This is a genomic window from Armatimonadota bacterium (assembly GCA_031081585.1).
GTDB lineage: Bacteria > Sysuimicrobiota > Sysuimicrobiia > Sysuimicrobiales > Humicultoraceae > Geohabitans > Geohabitans tengchongensis.
The window spans coordinates 13862-35973 of sequence record JAVHLY010000029.1 but is presented as its reverse complement, the minus strand read 5'-3'; the positions used below and the strand labels follow the sequence as shown (position 1 = coordinate 35973).

The 22112-nt window shown below is 73.1% G+C and carries 22 protein-coding genes and 2 tRNA genes; 7 read left to right on the top strand and 17 right to left on the bottom strand.

The window, feature by feature from the left end; all coding sequences use genetic code 11:
- The coding region (locus tag RB146_11425) for a hypothetical protein (protein MDQ7829579.1) at positions 1 to 202 on the top strand (202 nt) is incomplete at its 5' end.
- 21 nt (positions 203 to 223) lie between these two features.
- On the opposite strand, the gene RB146_11420 is transcribed toward RB146_11425, so the two are convergent.
- The 6 genes from RB146_11420 to RB146_11395 form a co-directional block, all read right to left on the bottom strand.
- Positions 224 to 299: transfer RNA gene (locus tag RB146_11420), tRNA-Arg, on the bottom strand.
- A gap of 13 nt (positions 300 to 312) precedes the next feature.
- A complete protein-coding gene (locus RB146_11415) occupies positions 313 to 1374 on the bottom strand; it encodes a hypothetical protein (GenBank protein MDQ7829578.1) in 1062 nt (353 codons plus the stop codon).
- Between the two features lie 78 nt (positions 1375 to 1452).
- Positions 1453 to 2175, bottom strand: coding sequence for a 2-phosphosulfolactate phosphatase (locus tag RB146_11410; GenBank protein ID MDQ7829577.1), 723 nt, complete (start codon positions 2173 to 2175; stop codon positions 1453 to 1455).
- Positions 2172 to 3227 (bottom strand): M48 family metalloprotease, encoded by a 1056-nt coding sequence (locus RB146_11405; protein MDQ7829576.1) that lies wholly within the window; start codon positions 3225 to 3227, stop codon positions 2172 to 2174. Before RB146_11405 ends, RB146_11410 begins: the two co-directional genes overlap by 4 nt.
- Positions 3228 to 3313: 86 nt before the next feature.
- Positions 3314 to 4150: a TatD family hydrolase gene (locus RB146_11400; GenBank protein ID MDQ7829575.1), complete on the bottom strand. Its 837-nt coding sequence runs from the start codon at positions 4148 to 4150 to the stop codon at positions 3314 to 3316.
- A complete protein-coding gene (locus tag RB146_11395; GenBank protein MDQ7829574.1) occupies positions 4113 to 4409 on the bottom strand; it encodes a hypothetical protein in 297 nt (98 codons plus the stop codon). The genes RB146_11400 and RB146_11395 overlap by 38 nt, the downstream gene beginning before the upstream one ends.
- 109 nt (positions 4410 to 4518) lie before the next feature.
- On the opposite strand from RB146_11395, the gene RB146_11390 reads away from it, so the two are divergent.
- Positions 4519 to 5100, top strand: coding sequence for a hypothetical protein (locus RB146_11390; GenBank protein MDQ7829573.1), 582 nt, complete (start codon positions 4519 to 4521; stop codon positions 5098 to 5100).
- Between the two features lie 47 nt (positions 5101 to 5147).
- On the opposite strand, the gene metG is transcribed toward RB146_11390, so the two are convergent.
- Genes metG through RB146_11370 form a run of 4 tightly spaced genes read right to left on the bottom strand, consistent with a single transcriptional unit; the run spans position 5148 to position 9825 of the window.
- Positions 5148 to 7118: a methionine--tRNA ligase gene (gene metG, locus RB146_11385; GenBank protein ID MDQ7829572.1), complete on the bottom strand. Its 1971-nt coding sequence runs from the start codon at positions 7116 to 7118 to the stop codon at positions 5148 to 5150.
- A complete protein-coding gene (locus tag RB146_11380) occupies positions 7115 to 7726 on the bottom strand; it encodes a GNAT family N-acetyltransferase (GenBank protein MDQ7829571.1) in 612 nt (203 codons plus the stop codon). Before RB146_11380 ends, metG begins: the two co-directional genes overlap by 4 nt.
- 5 nt (positions 7727 to 7731) lie before the next feature.
- Positions 7732 to 8859 carry a hypothetical protein gene (locus tag RB146_11375; GenBank protein MDQ7829570.1) on the bottom strand — a complete coding sequence of 376 codons (1128 nt, stop codon included), beginning with the start codon at positions 8857 to 8859 and terminating at the stop codon, positions 7732 to 7734.
- A 6-nt stretch (positions 8860 to 8865) separates the two neighbouring features.
- Complete coding sequence (locus RB146_11370) at positions 8866 to 9825, bottom strand: hypothetical protein (protein ID MDQ7829569.1); 960 nt, start codon at positions 9823 to 9825, stop codon at positions 8866 to 8868.
- 380 nt (positions 9826 to 10205) lie between these two features.
- Here RB146_11370 and RB146_11365 point away from each other — a divergent pair, with 380 nt between their 5' ends.
- The 3 genes from RB146_11365 to RB146_11355 all read left to right on the top strand — a co-directional run bounded on the left by RB146_11365 (position 10206) and on the right by RB146_11355 (position 12220).
- Complete coding sequence (locus tag RB146_11365) at positions 10206 to 10583, top strand: hypothetical protein (protein MDQ7829568.1); 378 nt, start codon at positions 10206 to 10208, stop codon at positions 10581 to 10583.
- Positions 10584 to 10802: 219 nt separating this feature from the next.
- Positions 10803 to 11153, top strand: coding sequence for a hypothetical protein (locus RB146_11360; GenBank protein MDQ7829567.1), 351 nt, complete (start codon positions 10803 to 10805; stop codon positions 11151 to 11153).
- Positions 11154 to 11296: 143 nt separating this feature from the next.
- Positions 11297 to 12220: an MBL fold metallo-hydrolase gene (locus tag RB146_11355; protein MDQ7829566.1), complete on the top strand. Its 924-nt coding sequence runs from the start codon at positions 11297 to 11299 to the stop codon at positions 12218 to 12220.
- A 26-nt stretch (positions 12221 to 12246) separates the two neighbouring features.
- On the opposite strand, the gene msrA is transcribed toward RB146_11355, so the two are convergent.
- The 7 genes from msrA to RB146_11320 all read right to left on the bottom strand — a co-directional run bounded on the left by msrA (position 12247) and on the right by RB146_11320 (position 20182).
- Complete coding sequence (msrA, locus tag RB146_11350; protein MDQ7829565.1) at positions 12247 to 12795, bottom strand: peptide-methionine (S)-S-oxide reductase MsrA; 549 nt, start codon at positions 12793 to 12795, stop codon at positions 12247 to 12249.
- Positions 12792 to 13457 (bottom strand): phosphoribosyltransferase family protein, encoded by a 666-nt coding sequence (locus tag RB146_11345; protein ID MDQ7829564.1) that lies wholly within the window; start codon positions 13455 to 13457, stop codon positions 12792 to 12794. Before RB146_11345 ends, msrA begins: the two co-directional genes overlap by 4 nt.
- Positions 13454 to 14842 (bottom strand): dihydrodipicolinate synthase family protein, encoded by a 1389-nt coding sequence (locus RB146_11340; GenBank protein ID MDQ7829563.1) that lies wholly within the window; start codon positions 14840 to 14842, stop codon positions 13454 to 13456. The genes RB146_11345 and RB146_11340 overlap by 4 nt, the downstream gene beginning before the upstream one ends.
- Positions 14839 to 15768: a 16S rRNA (cytidine(1402)-2'-O)-methyltransferase gene (gene rsmI / locus RB146_11335; GenBank protein MDQ7829562.1), complete on the bottom strand. Its 930-nt coding sequence runs from the start codon at positions 15766 to 15768 to the stop codon at positions 14839 to 14841. Before rsmI ends, RB146_11340 begins: the two co-directional genes overlap by 4 nt.
- Positions 15769 to 15843: 75 nt before the next feature.
- Complete coding sequence (locus RB146_11330; GenBank protein MDQ7829561.1) at positions 15844 to 16413, bottom strand: DinB family protein; 570 nt, start codon at positions 16411 to 16413, stop codon at positions 15844 to 15846.
- A 110-nt stretch (positions 16414 to 16523) separates the two neighbouring features.
- Complete coding sequence (locus RB146_11325; GenBank protein ID MDQ7829560.1) at positions 16524 to 17852, bottom strand: MFS transporter; 1329 nt, start codon at positions 17850 to 17852, stop codon at positions 16524 to 16526.
- Positions 17849 to 20182: a DEAD/DEAH box helicase gene (locus RB146_11320; protein MDQ7829559.1), complete on the bottom strand. Its 2334-nt coding sequence runs from the start codon at positions 20180 to 20182 to the stop codon at positions 17849 to 17851. Before RB146_11320 ends, RB146_11325 begins: the two co-directional genes overlap by 4 nt.
- Before the next feature lie 132 nt (positions 20183 to 20314).
- On the opposite strand from RB146_11320, the gene RB146_11315 reads away from it, so the two are divergent.
- Both RB146_11315 and RB146_11310 read left to right on the top strand, forming a co-directional pair.
- Positions 20315 to 20402, top strand: a tRNA-Leu gene (locus RB146_11315).
- A 462-nt stretch (positions 20403 to 20864) separates the two neighbouring features.
- Positions 20865 to 22112, top strand: coding sequence for a BMP family ABC transporter substrate-binding protein (locus tag RB146_11310; protein MDQ7829558.1), 1248 nt, complete (start codon positions 20865 to 20867; stop codon positions 22110 to 22112).

The following is a 22112-nucleotide window of genomic DNA, read 5'->3' as shown; positions in this document are numbered from 1 at the left end:
GGGGCCGTACCCGCAGCTCAGGGCGGTGGCGGTGGGCAACATGACGCTGGATCGCATCGCTCCCATGGTGCGCGCCGGGGCGGTGGGCGTGGCCCTGGGGGGGTCGATCTTCGGCCGCGCCGGCGAACCCCCGTCGCCCGAGCACATCGTCAACGTGGTGCGGCGGGCGCGGGAGCTCCTGGCCGCAGCGCGAGCGGGTTGAACAGCGGGGAGTCTCGCCAGGTGGCGCGCCCGGAGGGATTTGAACCCCCGACCTTTGGCTCCGGAGGCCAACGCTCTCTCCGCTGAGCTACGGGCGCGTAGGCAGGTTCATTATACCATCGGCTGCGGCGGCGAAGGGGCCGGCGCAGTGGGTGCCGGCGGCGGTCGCCGCACCGCCCGGTAGACCGCCGCCAGGACCGTGCCGATCCCCCACGTGAGCGTCAGCCCCAGTACCACGTTCCCCACCACCGGCATCAGCGCCACGAGCCCGACCACCACCGCCCCCATGGCCGCCTGACGCAGCGGACGCGGCGCCCCCGTCTGCAACCGCCGTCCCACCCAGAAGGCCACGGTGGCGTAGCCGACCAGCGAGAGTGCCCCCACGAGCGCTGGCAGCAGGAAGAGCAGCGGGATGCCCACCAGGCTCACCGCCAGCACCACCGCCCCCGCCGCCAGCGCCACCCACCACCCGACGCCGGCGAGCAGGGTGTGCAGCGGCCAGGCCTGGAGGGTCTCGGCCAGACGCACGAAGGTGTCGGGAAGCAGCCCCACCAGCAAGACCCCGAGGCCTCCCAGCACCACCAGGACCGAGAGCTTGAAGACGAAGAAGAGGACCTGCAGCGGCCGCCACCACTCCTCCCGGTACGTGTCGAAGGGCGGCGGCACAGCCGCTGGCGGCGGGGGCGCGGGGGTGGCCACCGGCGGTGGGGCCGGTGGAAGGGCGGGTGGCGTCACTCCCGGAGGCGGCATGACCCCAGGGGACGGCGTCGGGGTGGCGGGGTGGAAGACACCACGCCGCACCTGTCCTGCCACGTGGCCGCCCGGCAGGACCGTCACCACGCCGTTGAAGGCGGTGGCGTCGCCGCCCACCCCGCCGGTGCCGTACACGGTCACCGAGCCGTTCAGGGTGCGGACCGATCCGGTGACCTCGCCGCGTACACCGATGTCGCCGTTCAGTGTGACGGCATCCCCCTCCAGCCGCCCGTCCACCGTGATGTTGCCGTTGAGCGTGACGACCGTGCCGACCATCGTGGTGCCCCCGGGGATGACGATGTCGCCGGTCACCCGGATGGTGAACCCGGCGCCCAGGGTGGGCACCGCCGCAGCAGGACGGAGCACCGCAGACGTGAGCGGCAGGATGGTGACGAACGCCAGGATCCCGAGCCAGCGCATCCTGTGCCTCCCCACGACCCGGGCCTCGAGGCCCTGCGGCAGGCGCACCCGTCACGCGCTCGCCCGTGCCGCCGGCAGTCAGGAGAGCAGGACCAGGTCCACCCCCACCCGCGGCACAACCGTCGTCCGGTCGACCTCGGCGCAGAAGACGACGTCGTCGGCCAGGCCGAGCCGGGTGACGTTGCGCCCCGCCGCCGAACGGCGGAACAGCGCCAGCGGGTCAGGCTCGGCCACGGTGAGCAGGCGCGCGGCCTCGGCGGCGTCGGTGAGCGTCGTCGCCCCGAGCCCCTGGAGGCGCCCGACCAGCACCCCGGCGCCGTAGGCGTCGTCCAGCCCGAAGCCCCCCGGGTTCTCGGCGCGGCCGGCGCAGACGATGACGATCTCCCCGCCCTCCGGCGCGGCCGCCCACGCCGCCTCCGCCACGGCCCGGGCGTTGCGCAGGCACCCCACCAGCACCGTGCCCGCCTGCGCCGCGGCGTGGATGGCCGGAACCCCGTTCGTCGTGACCAGCGCCGCGCCGCGTCCCGCCACCGCGGCGCGGGCCACCTCCACGGGAGAGTTGCCCAGGTCGAAGCCCTCCGGCGGCAGCGCGCCCTGCTCGCCGATCAGCAGGAGGTCGGGGGCGGCGGCGCGAGCCTGGCGCGCCCGGTGGACGGTCGCGGACAGCAGCAGCGGACGGCAGCCGCGCTCCACCAGCGTGACGATGGTGGTGCTGGCCCGGATGACGTCCACGACGATGGCCACGTCCATGGGCCCGTCGAGCTCGCGCGGTGTGTAGGCGACGTGGACGCGGCGGCTCACCCGTTGAGCTTCCGCCAGCGGATGTCGGCGGCGATGACCTCGCGCAGCCGGCTCTGGACCTGCGAGGCCAGGTCGCGGGCGCTGGTGCCGGCGCGGACGGCGTCCTGCGGTGTCAGGACCAGCACCGGACGCCCCCGGGCGGTCACGGCCCAGGCGCCGCTCCCGTCCTCCCGCACCCCCACCTCGTAGGGCTGGAGGTCGGCGTTGAAGAGCGGGTCGAGGCGGCGGGCCGCCTCCCGCACCCGCTCGGCGTCGGGCAGGCGGACGATCACCGTCTCGTTCACCAGCAGTTCCGCCGCGCCGTCGGTCTCGCGCACCGCCAGGCGCAGGTAGTTGGCGCTGAGGCGGCGCACGATGGGGATCCCGCGGCGGCGCAGCTCCGCCTCGATGTAGGCGACGCGCTCGGCGCTGGTGGGGTGGTCGGCGAAGGCGCCGGGGTCCACGCTGGCCCGGTACTGCTCCAGGCGGGCGATGCGCTCCATGAGCGTGAGGACGGCGACGGGGGTATAGGGGGTGCGCTGTAGGTAGGTGATGGCGGTGAGGTCGGCGTCGCGCTCCATCTCGCGCGTGTAGTGGGCCAGGATCCCGAGGCTGGCCAGGTGCATCCCCTGGGCCACCGCGGCGTCGCGCGTGAGGGCGGCCAGGATGAGGGTGAGCAGGGCGGTCCGGTTCTGTCGGCGGGAGAGCTCCATCCAGTGCCCGTGGGCCACGTGGGCGATCTCGTGGGCCAGGACGGCGGCCAGCTCGTGGTCGCTGCGGACCAAGGCCAGCATCGCCGTCGTCACGTAGACGAAGCCGCCCGGCAGCGCCACGGCGTTGGGGACATCGAGCTCGATGACCTTAAAGAGGTAGGTCACGCCCGGCCGGTCGGCCGCGGCGGCGACGGCCTGCCCCACCCGGCGCACCCGCTCGACGGCCGGGCCCGCGGGGACGACCCGGTAGCGGCTCTCGATCTCCCGGGCCGCCTGCTGGCCGACCTGCACCTCCTGCGGGGATGGCGGGGGGACGGCGGCACCTGCGCCGGCCGCCAGCGCAAGGACGAGGACCAGCACCACCGGAACGGACCGACCGACGCATGGAGATGCCCCGACCGGGCGGACGCCGGCGCGGGCGGCAGTGGCGGTGGATGCGTGCAGCTTCACGGTGCCGTCACCGCCACGCCACCGAACACCCTGCGCGCGTTGGTCAGCACCGCCTCGGCCAGCCGCTCCACCGCCTCTCCACGGAGCGCGGCCAGCCGCTCCACGACCAGCCGCACGAAGGCCGGCTCGTTGCGATGTCCCCGGTGCGGGTGGGGGGTGAGGTAGGGGGCATCGGTCTCCAGCAGCAGCCGATCGCGCGGTACCAACCGGGCCACGTCCAGCAGCCCCCGGGCGTTCGGGAAGGTCACCGGTCCGGCGAAGGAGAGGTAGTAGCCGCGGCGCAGGCACTCCCGCGCCACCTCGAGGGACCCCGAGAAGGCGTGCATCACCACGCAGAGGCCGGGATACTCGGCCAGAACCCCGAGGACCGCGCCGTGCGCCTCGCGGCAGTGGACGATCACCGGATGTCCGGTCTCCGCAGCCAGCGCCAGGTGCGCTCGGAAGAGGGCCGCCTGGGCGGCCCGCGGCGCATAGTCCCGGTAGTGGTCCAGTCCGGTCTCGCCCACCGCCACCACCTCGGGGAACCGGAGGACGTCCTGCAGGCCGGCCACCGCATCGGGGGCGTGCCGGCCGGCCTCATGCGGATGGATGCCCACGGCCGCCCGCACCTGCGGATGGCGACGGGCCAGGGCCACGGCCTGCGCAGACGACTCCGGGTCGGTCCCGACGGTGACGATGAGGCTCACCCCGGCCGCGGCCGCGCGGGCGACGACGTCGTCCAGGTCGGCGGCGAAGGCCTCGTCGTCCAGGTGGGCGTGCGTGTCGACGAGCTCCATGACCCGTTTCATCCTATCATCAAAGGCGATGTTCTCCGCCATGCGGACCCTGGTCATCGGCGGCACGACCTTCGTCGGTCGGCGGATCGTCGAGCTGTTCCTCGACCGCGGCGACCATGTGACCGTGCTCAGCCGGGGCCGGCGTCGTCCGCCGTTCTGGCCCCGCATCGAGCACCTGGCCGCGGACCGGACCATCCCCGGCGAGCTGGGCGCCCGCCTGCGCGGCCGCACCTTCGACGTGGTCGTCGACATGGTCGCCTTCGAGGGAACTCACGTCGAGACAGTCTTGAGCGTGCTGCGGGGCGGGATCGGCCACTACGTCCTCATGAGCAGCGGGGCGGTCTACCCCGACCTCGAGCCGCCGGCGACCTTCCGCCCGCTGGCTGAGGGAGACGCCAACCTGGCGCTGCGCGGTGATCTCCCCTATGGCGGAAGGGAAGCGAGCCTGCGAGCAGGTCCTGGGCGCTCAGGCGGGTGTCCCGTACACGGTCTTCCGCCCGCTCATCATCCAGGGGCCGCACGATCCCACGCTGCGCGGCTGGTTCTGGATCCAGCGCGTGGCGGACGGAGGCCCGGTGCTCGTCCCACAGCGCTACCCGGCGGTAGTCTGGCGGCAGGCCTACAGCGGCGACGTTGCCCGCGCCGTGGTCGCCGCCGCCGGCCATCCGCGTGCGCGCAAGGCGACCTACAACGTCGCCATGCCGGAGGTGGTGGCCCTGGAGGATTTCGTCCGCCTGGTGGCGGCCGCGCTCGACCGACCGGATCCGGTCGTGACGGTGCCCGAGCCCAGGCTCCGCGATGCGGCGCCCTGGTATCGGCCCACCTTCGCCCGACAGTTCCTCCTCGACATCGCCGCCATCCAGCACGACCTGGACCTGCCCTGGACGCCCATCGACCGCTGGGTCACCGAGACGGTGCGCTGGCACCTGCAAGCCGGACTGCCGCCGTCCAGAGGTTACGAACGGCGCACGGAGGAGATCAGGCTGGCGCAAGCCTGGTCAGGGTGAGGCACGCGGTTGGGGCCCGAGCGTGACCGGTGCGAGGCCCCAAACCTCTATGTCACTCGTGCTCCGGGAGGAATGGCCTTGTCCACCGTGAGCAGCCCGATGTCCCCCTCCCACTCGGCCGCCAGCAGCATCCCCTGCGACTCCACGCCGCGCACGCGGCGGGGCTCCAGGTTGGCGAGCACGATGATGCGCCGCCCCACCAGGTCCTCCGCCCGGTAGATCGGGTAGATCCCGGTGACGATGCGGCGCACCTCCCCGCCCAGGTCCACCTCCAGCTCGAGCAACCGGTCGGTGCCGGGAATGCGGTTGGCCGAGAGGACTTCGGCCACGCGGAGGTCCAGCCGCCTGAACTCGTCGATGCCGATCGTCTCCACCCGGGACCTCCCTTCCGGTGCCTGAGCCCGGGCCGCCGGCGCCTCCGAGGGCGCAGCCACCGGGACCTGGATCGGCACCGCCTCCTCGATGCGCGGGAAGATGGGCTGCCCCGGCCCCACCCGCGTCCCCGCCGGCACCCGACCCCACGCCGCCGCATCCGTGAGCCGCTGCCCCTCCAGTGGGTCGGCCAGACCCAGCTGCGCCCAGGCCCGCTGCGCCGCCGCCGGCAGCCAGGGGGAGAGGAGCAGGGTGGCGGCGCGGAAGGCCTCCAGCGTATTGGCCACCACCGTCCCCGCCCGGTCCGGGCGCCGCTCCCGCACCGCCCGCCAGGGCGCTTCCTCGTCCACGTACCGGTTCGCCGTGCTCACCAGCCGCCAGATCTCCTCGAGCGCGCCCCGCAGGTCGTAGCGCGCCACGGCCCGGTCGGCGGCCTCGGCCGCCCGCCGCGCCGTCTCCTGCAGCGCCCGGTCCCCGCCCTCGTCGGGTCCGCGCGCCGGCACCCGCCCGTCGAAGTGACGGTGGACCAGCGGCAGCACCCGGTTGAGCAGGTTGCCGTAGTCGTTGGCCAGGTCGGCGTTGAAGCGGTGCACCAGCGCCGCCCGGCTGAAGTCGGCGTCCTCCCCGAAGGGGATGTCCCGCGACAGGTAGTAGCGCAGCGCGTCGGCGGCGATGGCCTCCTCGACCCCGGCGCGGGCGGCCAGCTCCCGAACCGTCTCTGCGGGGTCGATGACGTTCCCCAGGCTCTTGCTGATCTTCTGCCCCTCGACGGTGAGGTAGCCGTGCACCAGGACCTGCCGCGGCGGCTCCACCCCGGCGGAGAGCAGCATGGCCGGCCAAAGCAGCGAGTGGAAGCGGTTGATCCCCTTGCCGATGAGGTGGTAGGCCGGCCACCAGGTCCGGAAGCGCGCCTCGTCCGCGCCGAAGCCGATGGCGCTGATGTAGTTCGTCAGCGCGTCGAACCAGACGTAGATGACGTGGCCGGGGTCGCCGGGGACAGGGATGCCCCAGGCCAGCTTCTCCACCGGGCGCGAGACCGAGATGTCCTCCAGCGTGTCGATGAGGGCCAGCATCTCGTTGGCCCGGGCGGCGGGGACGACGAAGTCGGGCCGCTCCGCGAAGAGGCGCCGCAGGTGGGGGCGGTACTTGGACAGGCGGAAGAAGTAGTTCTCCTCCTCGATGACGATGGGCTCGGTATCGTGCTCGGGGCACTTGCCGTCCACCAGGTCGCTCAGCGTCACGAAGGCCTCGTGGCCGACGCAGTACAGCGCCCGGTAGTTCTTCTTGTAGAAGTCCCCGGCGGCGGCGACGCGCGCCCAGAGGGCGCGCACGCCCTGCTGGTGGCGGGGCTCGGTGGTGCGGATGAAGTCGTCGTTGGAGAGGTTGAGCACCCGGGTGAGGCGCCGGAAGGTGGCGGCGTTCTCGTCCACGAAGGCCCGGACGTCCCGGCCCAGCGCCGCCGCCGTGGAGGCGATCTTCAGGCCGTGCTCGTCGGTGCCGGTGAGGAAGAAGACGCGGTCGCCCCGCAGCCGGTGCCAGCGGGCCAGCACGTCGGCCAGCACCTTCTCGTAGGCGTGCCCGATGTGCGGGCTGGCGTTCACGTAGTCGATGGCGGTGGTGATGTAGAAGGTCTCCACGGCCGTCACGCGCCCGTCGGGGCGGGCGAACCGATGTCGGGCCGCCAGTCACGGCGCAGGATCGCGTAGAGCTTCACGTCCCGGAACTCTCCCTTCTCGTACATGTGCTCGCGCAGGATCCCCTCGAAGCGCATCCCCGCCTTCTGCATCACGCGCTCCGAGGCCACGTTGCCGAGGTCGCAGATGGCCCAGATGCGGTTCAGGTCGAGCCGGGTGAAGCCGAAGGCCACCACGGCACGCGCCGCCTCGGTGGCGTAGCCCTGGCCCCACCACGCCCTGCCCACCGCGTACCCGAGGTCGGCCCGGCGGTGCACGGGGTGGTACTGGCCCAAGCGGATCGTGCCGATCACCCGTCCGCCGGGCCGCAGCGTGATCACCCACTCCGCCTCCTGCCGCTCCCGGTACTTCTGCAGCACCCGCTCGACGAAGGCCCGGCTGTCCTCCAGCGAGCGGTGCGCCTCCCACGGCACCCAGGTGGTCATCTGGGGGTCCGAGGCGTAGGCGAAGATGTCCTCCGCGTCCTCGGGGCGGAAGCGGCGCAGCACCAGACGCACCGTGGTCAGCGTCGGGGGGTCGCCGAACGCCTCCACCACCGCGGGAGGGAGCTCCGCCCCCATCGTCCTCACGCGGCGGCGCCCACCGCCTGCCGGGCCAGCTCTGCGCCCGCTACCATGTGCTGCAGCTTGGTGAAGGCCACGTCCCACGTGCGCGTGCGCAGGCCGCAGTCCGGGTTCACCCAGATGCGCTCGGGCGCCTCCAGGGTGCGCGCGGCCTGGAGCACCTTGTCACGGATCTCCTCGGGCGTCTCGATGACGTCGCTGTGCACGTCCACCACGCCCAGCCCGATCTCCCGCCGGTCGCCGAAGGTCTTGAAGAGCTGGACGATGTCGTAGTCCCCCGTGTTCTTGAACTCCAGGGCCAGGTGGTCCACCGTCATGTCCAGCAGGTGCGGGTAGAGGAGGCGGTAGTCGCTGTAGCAGATGTGGATCGACTTCTTGGCACGCACGCCGTCCACGGCGGCGTTGAAGGCCTCCACCAGGATCGGGACCTCCTCCGGGTGGGTCGCCGCCGCCGGCTCGTCGATCTGGATCCACGTCGCCCCCGCCGCCTCGAGGGCCAGCAGCGTGGGGCGGATGACCTCGCGGGCCAGGTCGAGGGTGAAGCGCCGCTTGGCCTCGTAGTTGCGCGCCCGTAGGTCCGGGATGTCCTGCAGCTGCTGCAGGTAGTACTCGTTGAACGACCAGTCCGCCAGCGTGTAGGGGCCGGTGATGGGGATCTTCACCGGGCGGCGGGCATGCTGCCGGACGAAGCGTAGCTCGTCCACGTGGAAGGGCTCGCGCAACCGCACCCGGTCCACCACCGCCGCCTTGCGATAGTAGCGGTTGTCGAAGGAGCGTACGTGCCCGTAGAAACGGAAGCCGTCGATGCGCCGCACAGGGTACTCGTACATCTCCACCCGCCGGGCCTCACCGTCGTAGACCACGTCCAGCCCCGCCGCCTCGAGGAAGCGGATGGCGAAGAGCGCCCCCCAGTCGCGGATGCGCTCCCGGTCCGCCTCGCTGCGCTCCCCCCCGGCGGTCAGCAGCGCGCGCAGCTCCTCCGTCCCGGCGATGGACAGGCGCGCTGCCCACCGGTCGAGCTCGGCCAGGTCTTCCGGGGCGGGCCGTTCCCCGCGCACCCCCTTGACCAGCCAGGCCGGCTTGGCCAGGCTGCCGATCTCTTGTGTGGGGAAGAGCTTGGCCACGGTCATCGCCCCCTACGCGACCGGCACCGGCGCCAGCCGCCGCTTCACCTCGCCCAGCCGGCGCACCTTCTCCGCCGCCACCGGCCAGGGCAGGAACTCCAGGTCGCAGCTCGGCACCACGCCGACGCGCTCCGCCCCCAGCCGGTCGGCCACCCGCTGCACCGTCTCGGCAGTGCGCACCGGGTCTTCCAGCAGCGAGTTGCGTCCATCGAGCGCCCCCACGAGCACCGTCTTGCTGCCGGCGCGGCCCTCCAGCCGGTCCATGGTGGCGGCGAAGAGGTCGAAGCCCACCTCGTCCACCGGCCACTCCAGCAGCGCCGGCAGCACGGGAGCCACGTCACCGAAGCAGGTGTGCACGGCCGTGCGCACGCCCAGCCCCTCCACGACGCGGGCCAGCGCGCGGCCGGCGCGGTCCACCGCGCCCTCCCGCGGCCTGGCCACCAGGACGGGGTCGGAGAACTGCACGTAGGCGCACCCGGCCTCCACCAGGGCCACCGCCGCCGAGCGGATCATGTCGGCCACGTCGAGCAGCAGGGCCTCCTCGTCGGCGTAGTAGTGGTCCTCGGCCAGCATGGCGAAGGTCCACGGCGCGGGCAGGATGGCCTTCCACCGGTGCCCCGCCAGCGCGTCGCGGTCGACGTAGCGCAGGACCACCTCCCCCATGGGGGGGAGCCAGCCGCCGATGACGGGACGGCGGTAGAAGGTGTTGTTGTCGAACCAGCGCGTCACCGGCCCGGGGTGCATCCCGTCGACACCCTCGCTGAGCGGGCGCAGCAGGTCCTGCCAGCGCAGCAGGCCGTCGGTGACGTAGTCGAGCCCCGCGTCCACCTGGAGGGCCACCACGCGTCGGGCCTCCTCGGCGAAGAGGCGGTCGAGGGCCGCCTCGTCGTACCGGCCCCGTTCGTAGGCCCGCGTGGCCGCCACGAGCTCTTCCGACCTCGGGAAGATCCCCACCAGGTGTGCCGTCGCCACAGCTTCGCCTCCTCACGCGCAGAAGACAACAACCCTCCCGCCGCACGGGCGAGAGGGTCTCTCGCGGTACCACCGCCTCCGCGCCGGCCTCGCGGTCCGGCGCCTCGTGGGCACGTCCGCACTACGCGCGGAGTGCCCTGACCCGATCACGGAGGCACCCGGGCGACCCTACCGCCCCCCCGGCGCGGGCCGAAGGATCTTCAGGTCGCCTGCTCGGAAGCCATGTTCACCCCGCCCTCCGCCGCCGGCTCGCACCCTCCCGGCTCGCTCCCTGACCCCGGACAGGGCTACTCCCGCTTCCTCCTCGCGTTGCCAAGGTAGTGTACGGAGGGTAGAAAGACACCGTCAAGGGCAGTGTCGCCGCGCACACCAACAGCACGGTGGCGCACTGGGGCGATCCCGCCGAGCTGCGAGTCGGGGACGAGCTGCTGATCCTCCCGCGGCGCGAAATCCACCCCCGTCCGTCCCCTGTGCGCTTCCTCCACACCACCCTGACGGCCTTCCTGGCGGAACGGAAGATCCAATGGACGCCTTCCCACCCCTGGCGCAACGTCATGGTCGGCGAGGGGTTCGTCGCGCCCGGCTTCTCCGGCTCACCGTGGGTACGAGACGGGCGCGTCTACGGGCTGACGAAGGGCTGGGTCCGGCCTCCGGGGGCGGAGACGCGCTATGCCGCGGCCGAGTCGACCCCCTGGATCCAGCGCTGTCTCGACCAGTTGCACTACGAGGACCTGATTCCCCGGGGAGGATCGCCGTGAGGACCCGAAGGCGTGCGTTGGGTGTCGCGCTGGTGTGCCTGCTCCTCATCCTGGGAGCAAGCCTCCCGGCGGTGAGCCAGGAAGCCCGGCACACCCTGCTGGTTTGCCGGCGAGCCAATCCACGGGGAGACGTCGGCGGCTTCGCCCTCGACCTGAGTGAGTGCGGCACCCGCTTTACCACCCAGGACCGGTACGTCGCCGTCGTCGTCCACCTGCAAAGTGTCCGCCCAGGCCACGACCGTCGACGCCCAGCTCCTCGACCCCGAGGGGACGGCGGTCTGGACGCGCCGTACCCGGTTCGACCCCGAGCCCGGTTACTACTACACCAACGCCTGGGTCTGGGCGATCCTCCCCATCAGCACCGACCGGTCGACGCTCGCCGGAGAGAACGTCCGTCTCGCGTTGCTCGTCATCGAGGTCCAGGGCAAGCCTGTCCGGGAGCGGGTCGGGGAGTGGACGCTACGCGCCTCGGTGGGTGGGCTGCCGGCACGCTCACTCAAGTTCACTCTGAGCGCCGCCCCTGGCCCTCCTTCGCCGTCGCCGGTCCCCTCACCAGCGCCTTCTCCGTAACCCCCACCCCTCCGAGGCCCGACCCCGGGAGCCCGCCCGGACGCCCGGCCTCCGCCTCCCTGGCACAGCTCCCATCTCCACCGCCGGGTCGCTCTCCGCCCCGTCCGCTCTGAGCGTCTGCTATGGTGGAGAGGCCTCGAGCGATGACGACCCTTACGACGCTGGCACCGGACCTCTTCGTGATCGACGCGGGCTACCAGGGGACGCCCCAGGCCATCGGCGTCTACCTGCTCCTTGGGGAGCGGCCGGCCCTCATCGAGACCGGCCCCACCACCTGCCTGGAACGCGTGCTGGACGGGGTGCGCGCCGCCGGCCTGAGCCCGGAGGCGCTGCGCGCCGCGGCGGTGACCCACATCCACCTCGACCACGCCGGCGCGGCCGGCGTCCTGGCGCGCCGGCTGCCCCACCTGGAGGTGTACGTCCACCCCGTCGGCGCGCCTCACCTGCGCGACCCCTCGCGCCTGCTGGCCAGCGCGCGGCGCCTCTACGGCGAGACCCTCGAGCCGCTCTTCGGCGAGGTGGCGCCGGTGCCGGCCGACCGGGTCCACGTCCTCGAGGACGGGGCGCAGGTGCGGCTCGGCTCCCGGACGATCACCGCGGTCGATACCCCCGGGCACGCCCGCCACCACCTGGCCTACTGGGATCCCCGCAGCGGCGACCTCTTCACCGGGGACGTCGGGGGCGTGGCCATCCCGGGCCTGCGCTACGTGCGCGCCCCTACCCCACCGCCCGACTTCGACCCTCCCGCCTGGCACGCCTCGCTGGCGCGCCTGCGCGCGCTCCGCCCGCGCCGGCTGCTCCTCACCCACTTCGGCGCCCACGACTGGGTCGACAGGCTGCTCGACGAGCTGGACGCGACCATCGACCGGTTCGTCGAACTGGGCCGGGAAGTCCTGGCCTCGGGCGCCGACGCCGAGGTGCTGGCGGAGCGCCTGCGGGCCGAGGCCCGCACCAGGCTGGCCGAGCGCGGAGGAGCGGCGGCGCTGGCGCACCTGGAGATCGTCATGCCCTCGGTGCAGAGCGCGCTCGGGGTGATCCGCTACCTGACGCGCCAGGCCGCGGGCTGACCGCCCCGTGCCGCCTTGGCGCGGGGTCAGACCGCCGCCTTCAGCCGGTCGAGGAAGGCCTGGCGGAACTTGGCCACCTTGGGGGCGATGACCAGGCGGCAGTACGCCTGCTCCGGGTGGCGGCGGTAGTACTGCTGGTGGTAGGGCTCCGCCGGGTAGAAGGCCTCGAAGGGCCGCACCTCCGTGACGATCGGGTCGGGAAAGACACGGGCGGCGGTGAGGGCGGCGATGACCTCCTCGGCCGTGGCCCGCTGCGCCGGCGAGTGGGTGAAGATCACCGAGCGGTACTGTGTCCCCACGTCGGGCCCCTGCCGGTCCGGCGTGGTGGGATCGTGGACGGTGAAGAAGACCTCCAGCAGCTCCCGATAGGAGAGGACGTCGGGGTCGAAGGCGACCTGCACGACCTCAGCGTGCCCGGTCGTCCCGCTGCAGACCTGCTCGTAGGTGGGGTGGGGCATCGTCCCGCCGGCGTACCCCGAGACCACCTGCTCCACCCCGCGGAGCTGCTCGAAGACCGCCTCCAGGCACCAGAAGCACCCGCCGCCGAGCGTGGCCACCTCGCGACGCTCGCTCACCGGTCCGCCTCTTCCGCGGCGCCAGAGGGCTGCCCGGCCGAGTCGGTCTCTGACGGTCCCCCGCCCCCGGCCGAGCCGCCACTCCCCTCTTCCGCAACCGTCATCCGCTTGAAGATCGGCAGGATGCCGAGGTGCTCGATACCCCCCTGGTCGGTGCCCTCGAGCAGGATGGCGGCCCGGGCGATCACCTCCCCGCCGGCCTGCGCCACCAGACGCGCCATCGCCTGGAGCGTCTCGCCCGTGCTGACGATGTCGTCCACCAGCGCCACGCGGCGGCCGCGGATCTTCTCGGCGTCCCGCCCGTCCAGGTAGAGGTCCTGCGGCTCGGCGGCGGTGATGGGCCGGTAGCGGACGCTGAGCGGGGCGAGCATGAAGGGGCGGATGCGCTTCTGGCAGATCACGTAGGGACGCCGGCCCAGGTAGGTGGCGATGGCGTGGGTGAGCGGGATCCCCTTGATCTCCGTGGTGACGAGCAGCTCCGCGGCCTCCAGGCGCGGCGCCAGCGCCTGCGCGGCCCGGTCGATGACCTCGGTGTCGCCCAGGCTGTAGTAGTAGGCGATCCAGGTGTCCGGCGCCACCTGGATGAGCGGCAGGGTCCGGACCGTGCCGACGATCTCCAGGTCGTAGGTGGCCTGGCCGTGGTAGGGCAAGATGTGCGTCACGACGCCGCTCCTTTCCCGCCGCCCGCCCCGCCTTCCTCCAGCAGCCCGAAGGTGGCCAGCAGGCGGCCCAGGCGATGGCGGCCTTCCGCCTCCAGGGGCAGCGCGGGCAGGCGCACCACCGGGCGCTCGATCACCCCGGCGAGCGCCATCGCCTCCTTGACCACGACGAAGAGCGGCGCGTCGAGCTGGTAGAGGGCGGGGAAGTCCAGCCGCTCGCGCGCCAGCGCCGCCGCCGTGGCCAGGTCGCCGGCGCGGAAGGCGTCGTACAGGCGCACCGCCGGCTCGGGGAAGACGTTGGCCATCCCGGGGATGGCGCCGTCCCCGCCCAGGACGAGGGTGTTCAGCAGGTGGTACTCATACCCGCACAGCACGACGAAGTCCGGCCGCACGGGGCGGACGTGGGCCAGCACCTGCTGGATGTGCCCGATGCTGTCGAGGGTTTCCTTGATGCCGGCAATCCCCGGCGCCGCCGCGGCCAGGCGGGCCACCAGGGCCGCCGGGAGGTTGCGGCCGCTGACGGCCGGGAAGTTGTAGATGATCACCGGCACCCTGACAGCGCGTGCCACGGCGGTGTAGTGCGCCTCCACGCTCCGGTCGGGGAGCGTCCAGTAGTAGGGGACGATGACCACGACGGCGTCGGCACCCACCGCCTCGGCGTGGCGCGCGTAGGCGACGACCTCGTCGGTGGCCGTCCCGCCGCAGCCGATGAGGACCGGGACGCGCCCGGCGGTCTGCCGGACCACGAGCTCGGCCACGCGCCGCCGCTCGTCCGGGGTGAGGTGCATCACCTCCCCCGTCGTGCCCAGCGCGAAGAGCCCGTGCACCCCTGCGGCGATCAACCGGTCGACGTGGCGGCCCATCGCCTCCTCGTCCACCCGGCCGTGCGCGTCGAAGAGCGTCACCAGCGGCGGGATGATCCCGTGGATGCGCTGTGCCCTGCTCACCGTCGGCTGCTCCTGCGACCCCGTCACGTCCCGTGCCTGCCGCACCTGTGGCACCGCCGTCTCCTCCCGCTGCCGCCACTGCGCGTCGTCCCCCTCGCCGGTCCGCTCGGGGGGGCCCGTCACCCTTGTGCCGCGCGCCGCCTGGCGCACCGCTCCCAGGTAGTCGGCCACCACCTGGCGCGCCACGGCGGCGTCTTCCGCTGCCACCAGCACGTCTCCCCACACTCCGGTCGCCGTCGCCAGGGCCTGCCCGTAGCCGGGCACCTGGCGCGAGCGCAGCCAGGCTCGGATCCCGGCGCTCCGCAGCGCCTGCTCGACCGCCAGGGCCTCGACTTCGGTGGCGGCCTGGTGGACCCTGACGACGTCCTGAGGCCGGCCCGGCCAGCCTCCCAGACGTCGCCTGCGCGCCGCCTCGGCCCCCTCGCCGCGGACCTCCTTCATCCGCGCTCTCCCGTGGCGGCCCCGGTCGCCCGGGCACGCCGACGGAGGGGCCGGACGCGCAGGGCCAGGGTGTAAGCCTCGCGGTGCGGCAACCCGTGGGAGGCGGCGAGCACCCGGGCGACGTCGCGCCGGGAGAGGCCCTGCGCCAGCAGGGCGGCCGCTTCGGGTTCGGCCGCCTCACGCCGCTTCGCGTCCGGAGCCTGCGCCCGGGTCTCCTCCGACGCCTGGGCCCGGGGCCGTCCCTCCACCACCACCGTCACTTCGCCGCGCACCCGTTCACCCGCCAGGACTGCCGCCAGCTCGTCGGCGCGGCCGCGGCGGACCTCCTCGTGCAGCTTGGTGGCCTCCCGCACGACCGCCACCCGCCGCGGGCCGAGCACGGCCGCCACGTCGGCCAGGGTGCGCGCCACCCGTCCCGGGGCCTCGAAGAACACCAGGGTGGCTGGCAGGTCCGCCACCGCGCGCAGCGCCTCGCGCCGGGCCGCAGCCGAGCGAGGGAGGAAGCCCAGGAAGCAGAAGCGGTCAGTGGGCAATCCGGCCACGGAGAGGGCCGCGGTGACGGCGCTGGGACCGGGGACGGCCACGACGGGAATCCCGGCCTCGGCGGCCTGGCGGACCAGGTGGTAGCCGGGGTCGGAGATGCCCGGCATCCCCGCGTCGCTCACCAGCGCCACGTCCTCCCCGGCCTGGAGCCGCGCCACCAGCGCGGGGGCCTGCACCCGCTCGTTGTGCTCGTGGTAGGCGACGAGCGGGGTGGAGATGCCGTGGCGGGCGAGGAGGCGGCGCGTGTGCCGGGTGTCCTCGCAGGCGATGACGGCCACCTGCGCCAGGACCCGCAGGGCCCGGAGGGTGATGTCCTCCAGGTTCCCGATGGGGGTGCCCACCACGAAGAGGCGCCCGGGTGCAGGGGAGCTCACGGCGGCCATTCTATGGCGCCCGGAGGGCGGCTGCAACGCACCGGTAGGCCCGTCCGGAGACGCCGCCGATCGGCGGCCGCGCGCTCATGCGGTAGTCCTGAGCTGGTCTGCACCCGTTCTGCGCCGGTCCAGGTAGAGCCGTTTCAGCACGAAGATCTGGGCGGCGTGGTAGGAGTCATGGGTGGCGATGTCCACCACCAGGTCGGCCAGCGTGGGCGTCCGCCCCCCGTCCGGTGAGGGACGCGCGAGCAGGTGCTCAGCCCTCACCGTGCGCAGGGCGGTTCGCAGCCGCCGGTGCGCTGCCGCCAGCTCCGCCTTCGCCTCCTCCCAGGCCTCGGCGGTGGGGAAGAGGGTAGGCCAGTTCTGCTGCTCGTCGAAGCGCCAGGGACGCCCCCGGAGGCGCGCCGTGACGGCGTCCTTCCAGTAGCCCATGTGCAGGACCATCTCGGCGATGGTGTGCTGCGCGGGGTGGGGGCGCCAGTGCGCCATCGCTGCGGGGACGTCGGCGATGGCCGCCAGCACCCCTCGCCCCGCCCAGTTCCCCTGACGGTAGGTGCGGTCGACCCGCCGGATTAGCCACGCGACGATGGCGTCGGCCACCGGCTGCGACCGCTGCGCCCGCGCGGCCGTCTGCGGCGCCGGCTGCGGTCCCACCCTGCGGCGCCCGCCTCCGGCACGATCCCGGCGTGGTGCTGGACGAGGATGCTTCACGCGCGTCCGAGCCATGCCCCCCTCCGCGGTGCTGTGACCTGACCGCCGCGTGCCTACGCCGTCGATGCGTCGGCGGCAACCTGGCGGGTGGCCATCCACCACCAGGTGAGCCCCAGCGGTACCAGCGCCAGGAGCGCGGCGGCCAGCGCCATCACCGCAAACCCGGCGGCGGCGAAGAGCGCACCGCTGCCGAGGCTCCCCGCCCCGGAGGCGGCCCCGACCAGCAGGTCGTTGAAGCCCTGGACGCGCCCGCCCTCCCCGTCGGTGAGCTGGTCGGCCAGCAGCGCCGAGCCGCCCACGAAGCAGAAGTTCCACCCCAGTCCGAGGAGGAAGAGGGCCGCCGCCGTAGGGCTGAGCGCAGAGGAGAGCGGGGCGGCGAGACAGGAAAGGAGCAGCGCCGCGGCCCCGCCCGTGATGACCGGCGCGCGGCCCCAGCGGTCGGCGAGGCGCCCGGACACCATCGAGAACGCGTACATCCCGACGACATGCAGGGAGAGCACCAGGGCGATGGCCGGCAGCGGGTGGTGGTGGTCCCGCATGTGCACGGAGGTCATCACCATGACCATGGCCATGATGAGCTGCCCCCCGACCATGGCGACGACCGCCACCCGGACGGCGCGCCCTCTGAGGATTTGCCACAGGCTGCGCCCGTCCCGTGGAATCCGCGTCGCCAGGCCCACGCGGCTGCCCGCCAGCAGACGCGGCTCGGGCCAGATCCCCGCGGCCATAGCCAGGGCCGCCACCCCGTAGAGCCCAGCGGCCGCCCAGAAGGGCGAGGCCAGCTCCGTCGGCCCGACGGCGCCCCGGGTGATAGCCCGCACCACCAGCGGGGCGAGCACCGCCCCCACCGTCCCGCCCAGGACCACGCGGGAGATGGCGCGGCCGCGCTGCTCCGCCGGGTGGATCTCCCCGGCGACGAACCGTCCCAGCGTGATGGCGGCCATGGCTGCGCCCACCAGAGCGAGGCCGACCTGGAACATGAGGAAGCCCGAGACCAGCACCGCCTGCCCGGCCAGCAGCGCCCCGCCCGTGCCGAGGAGGAACCCGGCCACCAGCACCGGCCGTCGGCCCACGCGGTCCATCGCCAGCCCCCAACCGAAGGCGGAGAGGGCCGAGCTGAGCGCGTAGACCATGGCCGGCAGACCCGCCCACCCGGGGCGGCTCAGGGCGGCTCCAATGATGGCGAAGAGGGGGAAGATGGCCAGGATCGCCGCCTGGGCCAGCCCCTGCCCGACGAAGAGCGTCCAGGTGATGCGGGTGACGGCGCCGGCGGCCGGTCTTCCATCCTGTGCGGCGCCGGCCGGGCTGTCGTCTGCGTCCACGACCGGTGCCAGGCTACTCTCCGGGTCCACGACCGACGCCGGGTTGTCGCGGGGGCTCACGACCGGCGCCGTCCGCCCGCGCGGGCGGCGCGTCCGGGGCGGGCCAGCAAGCCGCGCAGCAGGAGGATCGCCGCCGCCTTGTCCAGCGGGGTGTTCAGGTTGCCGCACTTGGGGGACTGCACGCAGGAAGGACACCCGGCCTCGCACGGACACGAGGCGATGGCGTCCAGGGTGGCGGACATCAGCTCGTCGAGCAGCGCGAATCCCTTCTGAGTGATCCCCACGCCCCCCGGGTGGCCGTCGTAGATGAAGATGGCCGGCGCCCCCACCTGCTCGTGGCGCGGGTAGGAGACGCCGCCGATGTCCCAGCGGTCGCACATGGCAAACAGCGGCAGGAGCCCGATGGCGGCGTGCTCCACGGCGTGGATCCCCCCGGCCAGGTCCAGCCCGTGTCGCTCCACCTCCCGCACCAGCTCGGGCGGGATGGTGAACCACAGCGCCGCCGTGGCCAGCACCTGCGGCGGCAGGTCGAGCGGCTCCACGCCCAGCACCGCCTCGGTGAAGAGCTGCTTGCGCACGTACTCGGTGACCTGGGTCGTCACCTCCACGTCCCCGAAGGCGGCGCGGGTGGGCCCCCAGGGCTTCTCCTCGTGCGCGCGGACGATGCGGACGTCGGTGAGCACCCGCGCCTGGGTGTAGTGGTCCGCCGGGCTCGGCTGCACGTAGGCCACCTTCTCCACCAGGTCGAGCTTGCGCACCACGTAGGCCTCGCCCTGGTGCAGGTAGATCGCGCCGGGGTGGACCTGCTCGAAGGCGCGGGCCTCGTCGATCGTCCCGATGACCGCGCGGGCCTGGACGTCCACGATGCGGTAGGGGGTGCCGGCGGCGCGGATCTCCACCTCGGCGGCGGGGTAGCGCCGGGGATTGGCCCAGTACCAGCGGCCGCGACGCTGCACCAGGTCGCCGAACTCGCCGAGCAGGGCCGCCACCGCCAGGGTCCGCTCCCCGAAGAGCTCGGCGTCGGCCGGCTCGAGCGGCGCCTCCGCCGCCGCGCAGCGCAGGTGGTTGGCCAGGATGTAGGGGTTCTCGGGGTCGATGACGGCGTGCTCGGGGGAGCGGGCGAAGAGGTAGTCGGGGTGGCGCATCAGGTACTGGTCGAGGGCGTCGTCCAGGGCGATGAGGATGCCGGCGGAGGGGTCGGTGCCGCGGCCGGCCCGGCCGATGCGCTGCCAGGTGCTGGCAATGGTGCCGGGGAAGCCCACCAGCACGGCGGCGTCGAGGCCGCCCACGTCGATCCCCAGCTCGAGCGCGCTCGTGGAGATCACCCCGACGAGCTCCCCCCGGAACAGCCGCTGCTCGATGCGCCGCCGCTCCTCGGGGAGGTAGCCGGCCCGGTACGGGCTGATGCGCTGACTCAGCGCTGCCGCCTCCTCGGCCAGGCGGGCCCGCGCGTAACGGTAGATGAGCTCGGTGATCTTGCGGGCCTTGGTGAAGACGATGGTCCGCACGCCCGCCTGCACCAGCCGGGTGAAGAGCCAGGTGGCTTCGCTGTACGGGCTGCGGCGCGCCATGGCCGCCCGGTCGAGGAGCGGGGGGTTCCACAGGACCACTTGGCGCGGCCCCTGGGGGGCGCCGCTCTCGGCGATGACGCTGACCGGGACCCCCAGCAGGCGCTCGGCGAACTCCCGGGGGTTGGCGATGGTGGCGGAGGTGCAGATGAACTGCGGGCGGCCCCCGTACAGCGCGCAGACGCGGCGCAGCCGGCGCAGGACGTTGGCCACGTGAGAGCCGAAGACGCCCCGGTAGACGTGCATGTCGTCCAGCACGACGAAGCGCAGCCCGCGCAGGAAGGTCGCCCAGCGGACGTGCTGCGGCAGGATCCCCCGGTGGAGCATGTCGGGGTTGGTCAGGACGATGGTGGCGTGCTCGCGGATGCGCCGCCGGTCCGCCGCCGGCGTGTCGCCGTCGTAGGTGGCCGCGTGCACCTGGGGCAGGCCGAACTCCGCCAGGGCGTCCACCTGGTCCTGGGCCAGCGCCTTGGTGGGGAAGAGGTAGAGGGCGCGGGCGGCCGGGGCCTGCACCAGGTGCTCGAGCACCGGCAGGTTGTAGCACAGGGTCTTCCCGCTGGCGGTGGGCGTGATGACGGCGATGTGCTCGCCGCGGCGCACCGCGTCGACGGCCGCGGCCTGGTGGGTGTAGAGGCGGGTGATGCCCATGGCGGCCAGGCGCGCCCGCAGGGGCTCGGGCAGCGGCGGCTCGAGCGGCGCGTAGCGCGCCCCCCGGGCCGGCAGGGCCCGGCGGTGCACCACCTGCCCCCGGTAGGCGTGGTCCCGCTCCAGGGCGTCGAGGGCGACGGCAAGGTCCGTGGGGGCGGCGGCTCGGGCGGCCACGGCGTCCCCAGTATACCCGGTCCTCGCCTTGACGCTCTCCGGCGCACCCCGTAACGTAGGAGGTGCGGCGGGCAGCGGCTGTCCGCCGTCTTCCGTCCTGCAGGGCTTCGTCTGGTCCTGCCGGGCGTCGGCGCGGAAGTGGCGGAACTGGCAGACGCGCAGGCCTCAGGAGCCTGTGGGCCACAAGCCCGTGGGGGTTCGACTCCCCCCTTCCGCACCACCTGTGCGCGCCGCGTTCCCACCGCTCGCCGCAGGTCTCTTCGGCATTCCCCCAGCCCATCCGGCCACCATGCCAAGACCACGCGAAGACCCAAGTTGATGATGTGTCCTCACGTAGCTAGGAGGAGGCCACATTGCAGAAGCAGGCCACCCGTCGTCCGTGTGCGGGCGCGAGGGAGCGTGACTGACCTGATCGCTGAGCCCGGGTCGGCGGACATCCAGGACTTCCTCTGGTGCTGATCTGGACGGCCCACCTGGTCTGGCAGCGTCGCCTCGAGCCCCTGGCCCTCCCGCTCCCCGGTAGCGGGCCAGACCCGGCGGGAGCGGGCCAGACCCGCCGGGAGGAAAACCGCCCGGTGTCCCGAAGCGGAACCACGCCGAGTTGCCCGGCATCCCAGGCGCTGCCAGACGATGAGCAGCAGGCTCCAACTACCACGAGGGCATGGGGGGAGGGATGAGGTCCATGCGCGAGTTCCGGAGGGGAAGTCGCTGTGCCCGCGTCGTGATCCCGCTGGTCGTCTTCGCCCTGCTGGCCACCTCCGCGCTGTGGGCGCGGGCGACCGCCGGGCCGCAACGCCCCGTCACCCTGGCCATCCTCCACTTCAGCGTCATCAAGGGGACGACCTGGTCCGGGGCGCACGACCGGGCCGCCAAGCGTCTCACCGAGAAGTACCCCAACGTCAAGTACGTCTACCGTGAGGAGGTCGGCCCCGACGCCACCGTCCCCTACGCCCGGGAGCTGATCGACCAGGGGGCCAACATCGTCGTCGGTAACGCGGAGTTCATCGGGCTGCCGCTGGCCACCATCGCCGACCAGTACCCCAACACCTACTTCGCCTCGGTGGTGGCGAGCGACCTCACCCGCAAGCGCAACTTCATCCGCTTCTTCCCCCGCCAGTACCAGGCCCTCTACCTGGAAGGCCTGGTGGCCGGGGCGCTCACCCGCACGGGGAACATCGGCGTCGTCTCGGCCTTCCCCAACATCCAGGTGCTGCGCCGCACCGCCGGCTTCTACCTGGGGGTGCAGGACGCCGCCAAGGCGCTGAACAAGCGGGTGAACGTCTACGTGAAGTACGTCGGCGACTGGTACAAGCCCACCGAGGAGCGGGAAGTGGCCCGCACCCTGGTGAGCCAGTACCGGGTGGACGTCCTCACGCAGCAGACCGACTCCGGCTCGCCCCTGGACGTGGCCCAGGAGCGGAGGATCTGGTTCGTGGGCAAGGACATGGACGTCGTGGGCTTCTACGGCTGGTCCAGCACCGACACCGTGGCCATCTCCTTCGACACGCGCTGGGAGGTCCTCTACGACCGCATGATCCGCCAGTACATGGCGGGCAACCAGACCCCCACCACCCTGCTCTACCTGGGGATGAAGGACACGATGACGCTGGCCGACGGCACGGTCGAGTCGGCCGTGGACATCATGAACAACAAGAAGGTCGGGGTGGACGCGATCAGCCCCAAGGCGCGGCCGCTCATCCCGGCGGCCATCCTGCGCCTGGTGGCGCAGCGCCGTCAGCAGATGATGCGGGGCCAGTGGGACCCGTTCTTCGAGCACGCCTTCCGCAGCAACGGGACGGGGCTGGCGCTGCGCGGGACGCCCATCCCGGCCAAGGGGACGCTGGTCAAGCCGGCGCGGCAGATGCCCACCGACGAGTGGCTCCTGTCGAAGTTCAACTTCGACCTCGAGGGGATGACCATCCTCAAGTAG

What these genes read in the sequence shown, in the direction of transcription:
- RB146_11415 (MDQ7829578.1), bottom strand. Translation starts at nt 1,374, where the DNA reads ATGCGCTGGCTCGGGATCCTGGCGTTCGTCACCATCCTGCCGCTCACG.
- RB146_11400 (MDQ7829575.1), bottom strand. Translation starts at nt 4,150, where the DNA reads ATGACCAGGGTCCGCATGGCGGAGAACATCGCCTTTGATGATAGGATG.
- RB146_11390 (MDQ7829573.1), top strand. Translation starts at nt 4,519, where the DNA reads ATGGCGGAAGGGAAGCGAGCCTGCGAGCAGGTCCTGGGCGCTCAGGCG.
- RB146_11380 (MDQ7829571.1), bottom strand. Translation starts at nt 7,726, where the DNA reads ATGGGGGCGGAGCTCCCTCCCGCGGTGGTGGAGGCGTTCGGCGACCCC.
- RB146_11375 (MDQ7829570.1), bottom strand. Translation starts at nt 8,859, where the DNA reads ATGACCGTGGCCAAGCTCTTCCCCACACAAGAGATCGGCAGCCTGGCC.
- RB146_11355 (MDQ7829566.1), top strand. Translation starts at nt 11,297, where the DNA reads ATGACGACCCTTACGACGCTGGCACCGGACCTCTTCGTGATCGACGCG.
- RB146_11340 (MDQ7829563.1), bottom strand. Translation starts at nt 14,842, where the DNA reads ATGAAGGAGGTCCGCGGCGAGGGGGCCGAGGCGGCGCGCAGGCGACGT.
- rsmI (MDQ7829562.1), bottom strand. Translation starts at nt 15,768, where the DNA reads ATGGCCGCCGTGAGCTCCCCTGCACCCGGGCGCCTCTTCGTGGTGGGC.
- RB146_11310 (MDQ7829558.1), top strand. Translation starts at nt 20,865, where the DNA reads ATGCGCGAGTTCCGGAGGGGAAGTCGCTGTGCCCGCGTCGTGATCCCG.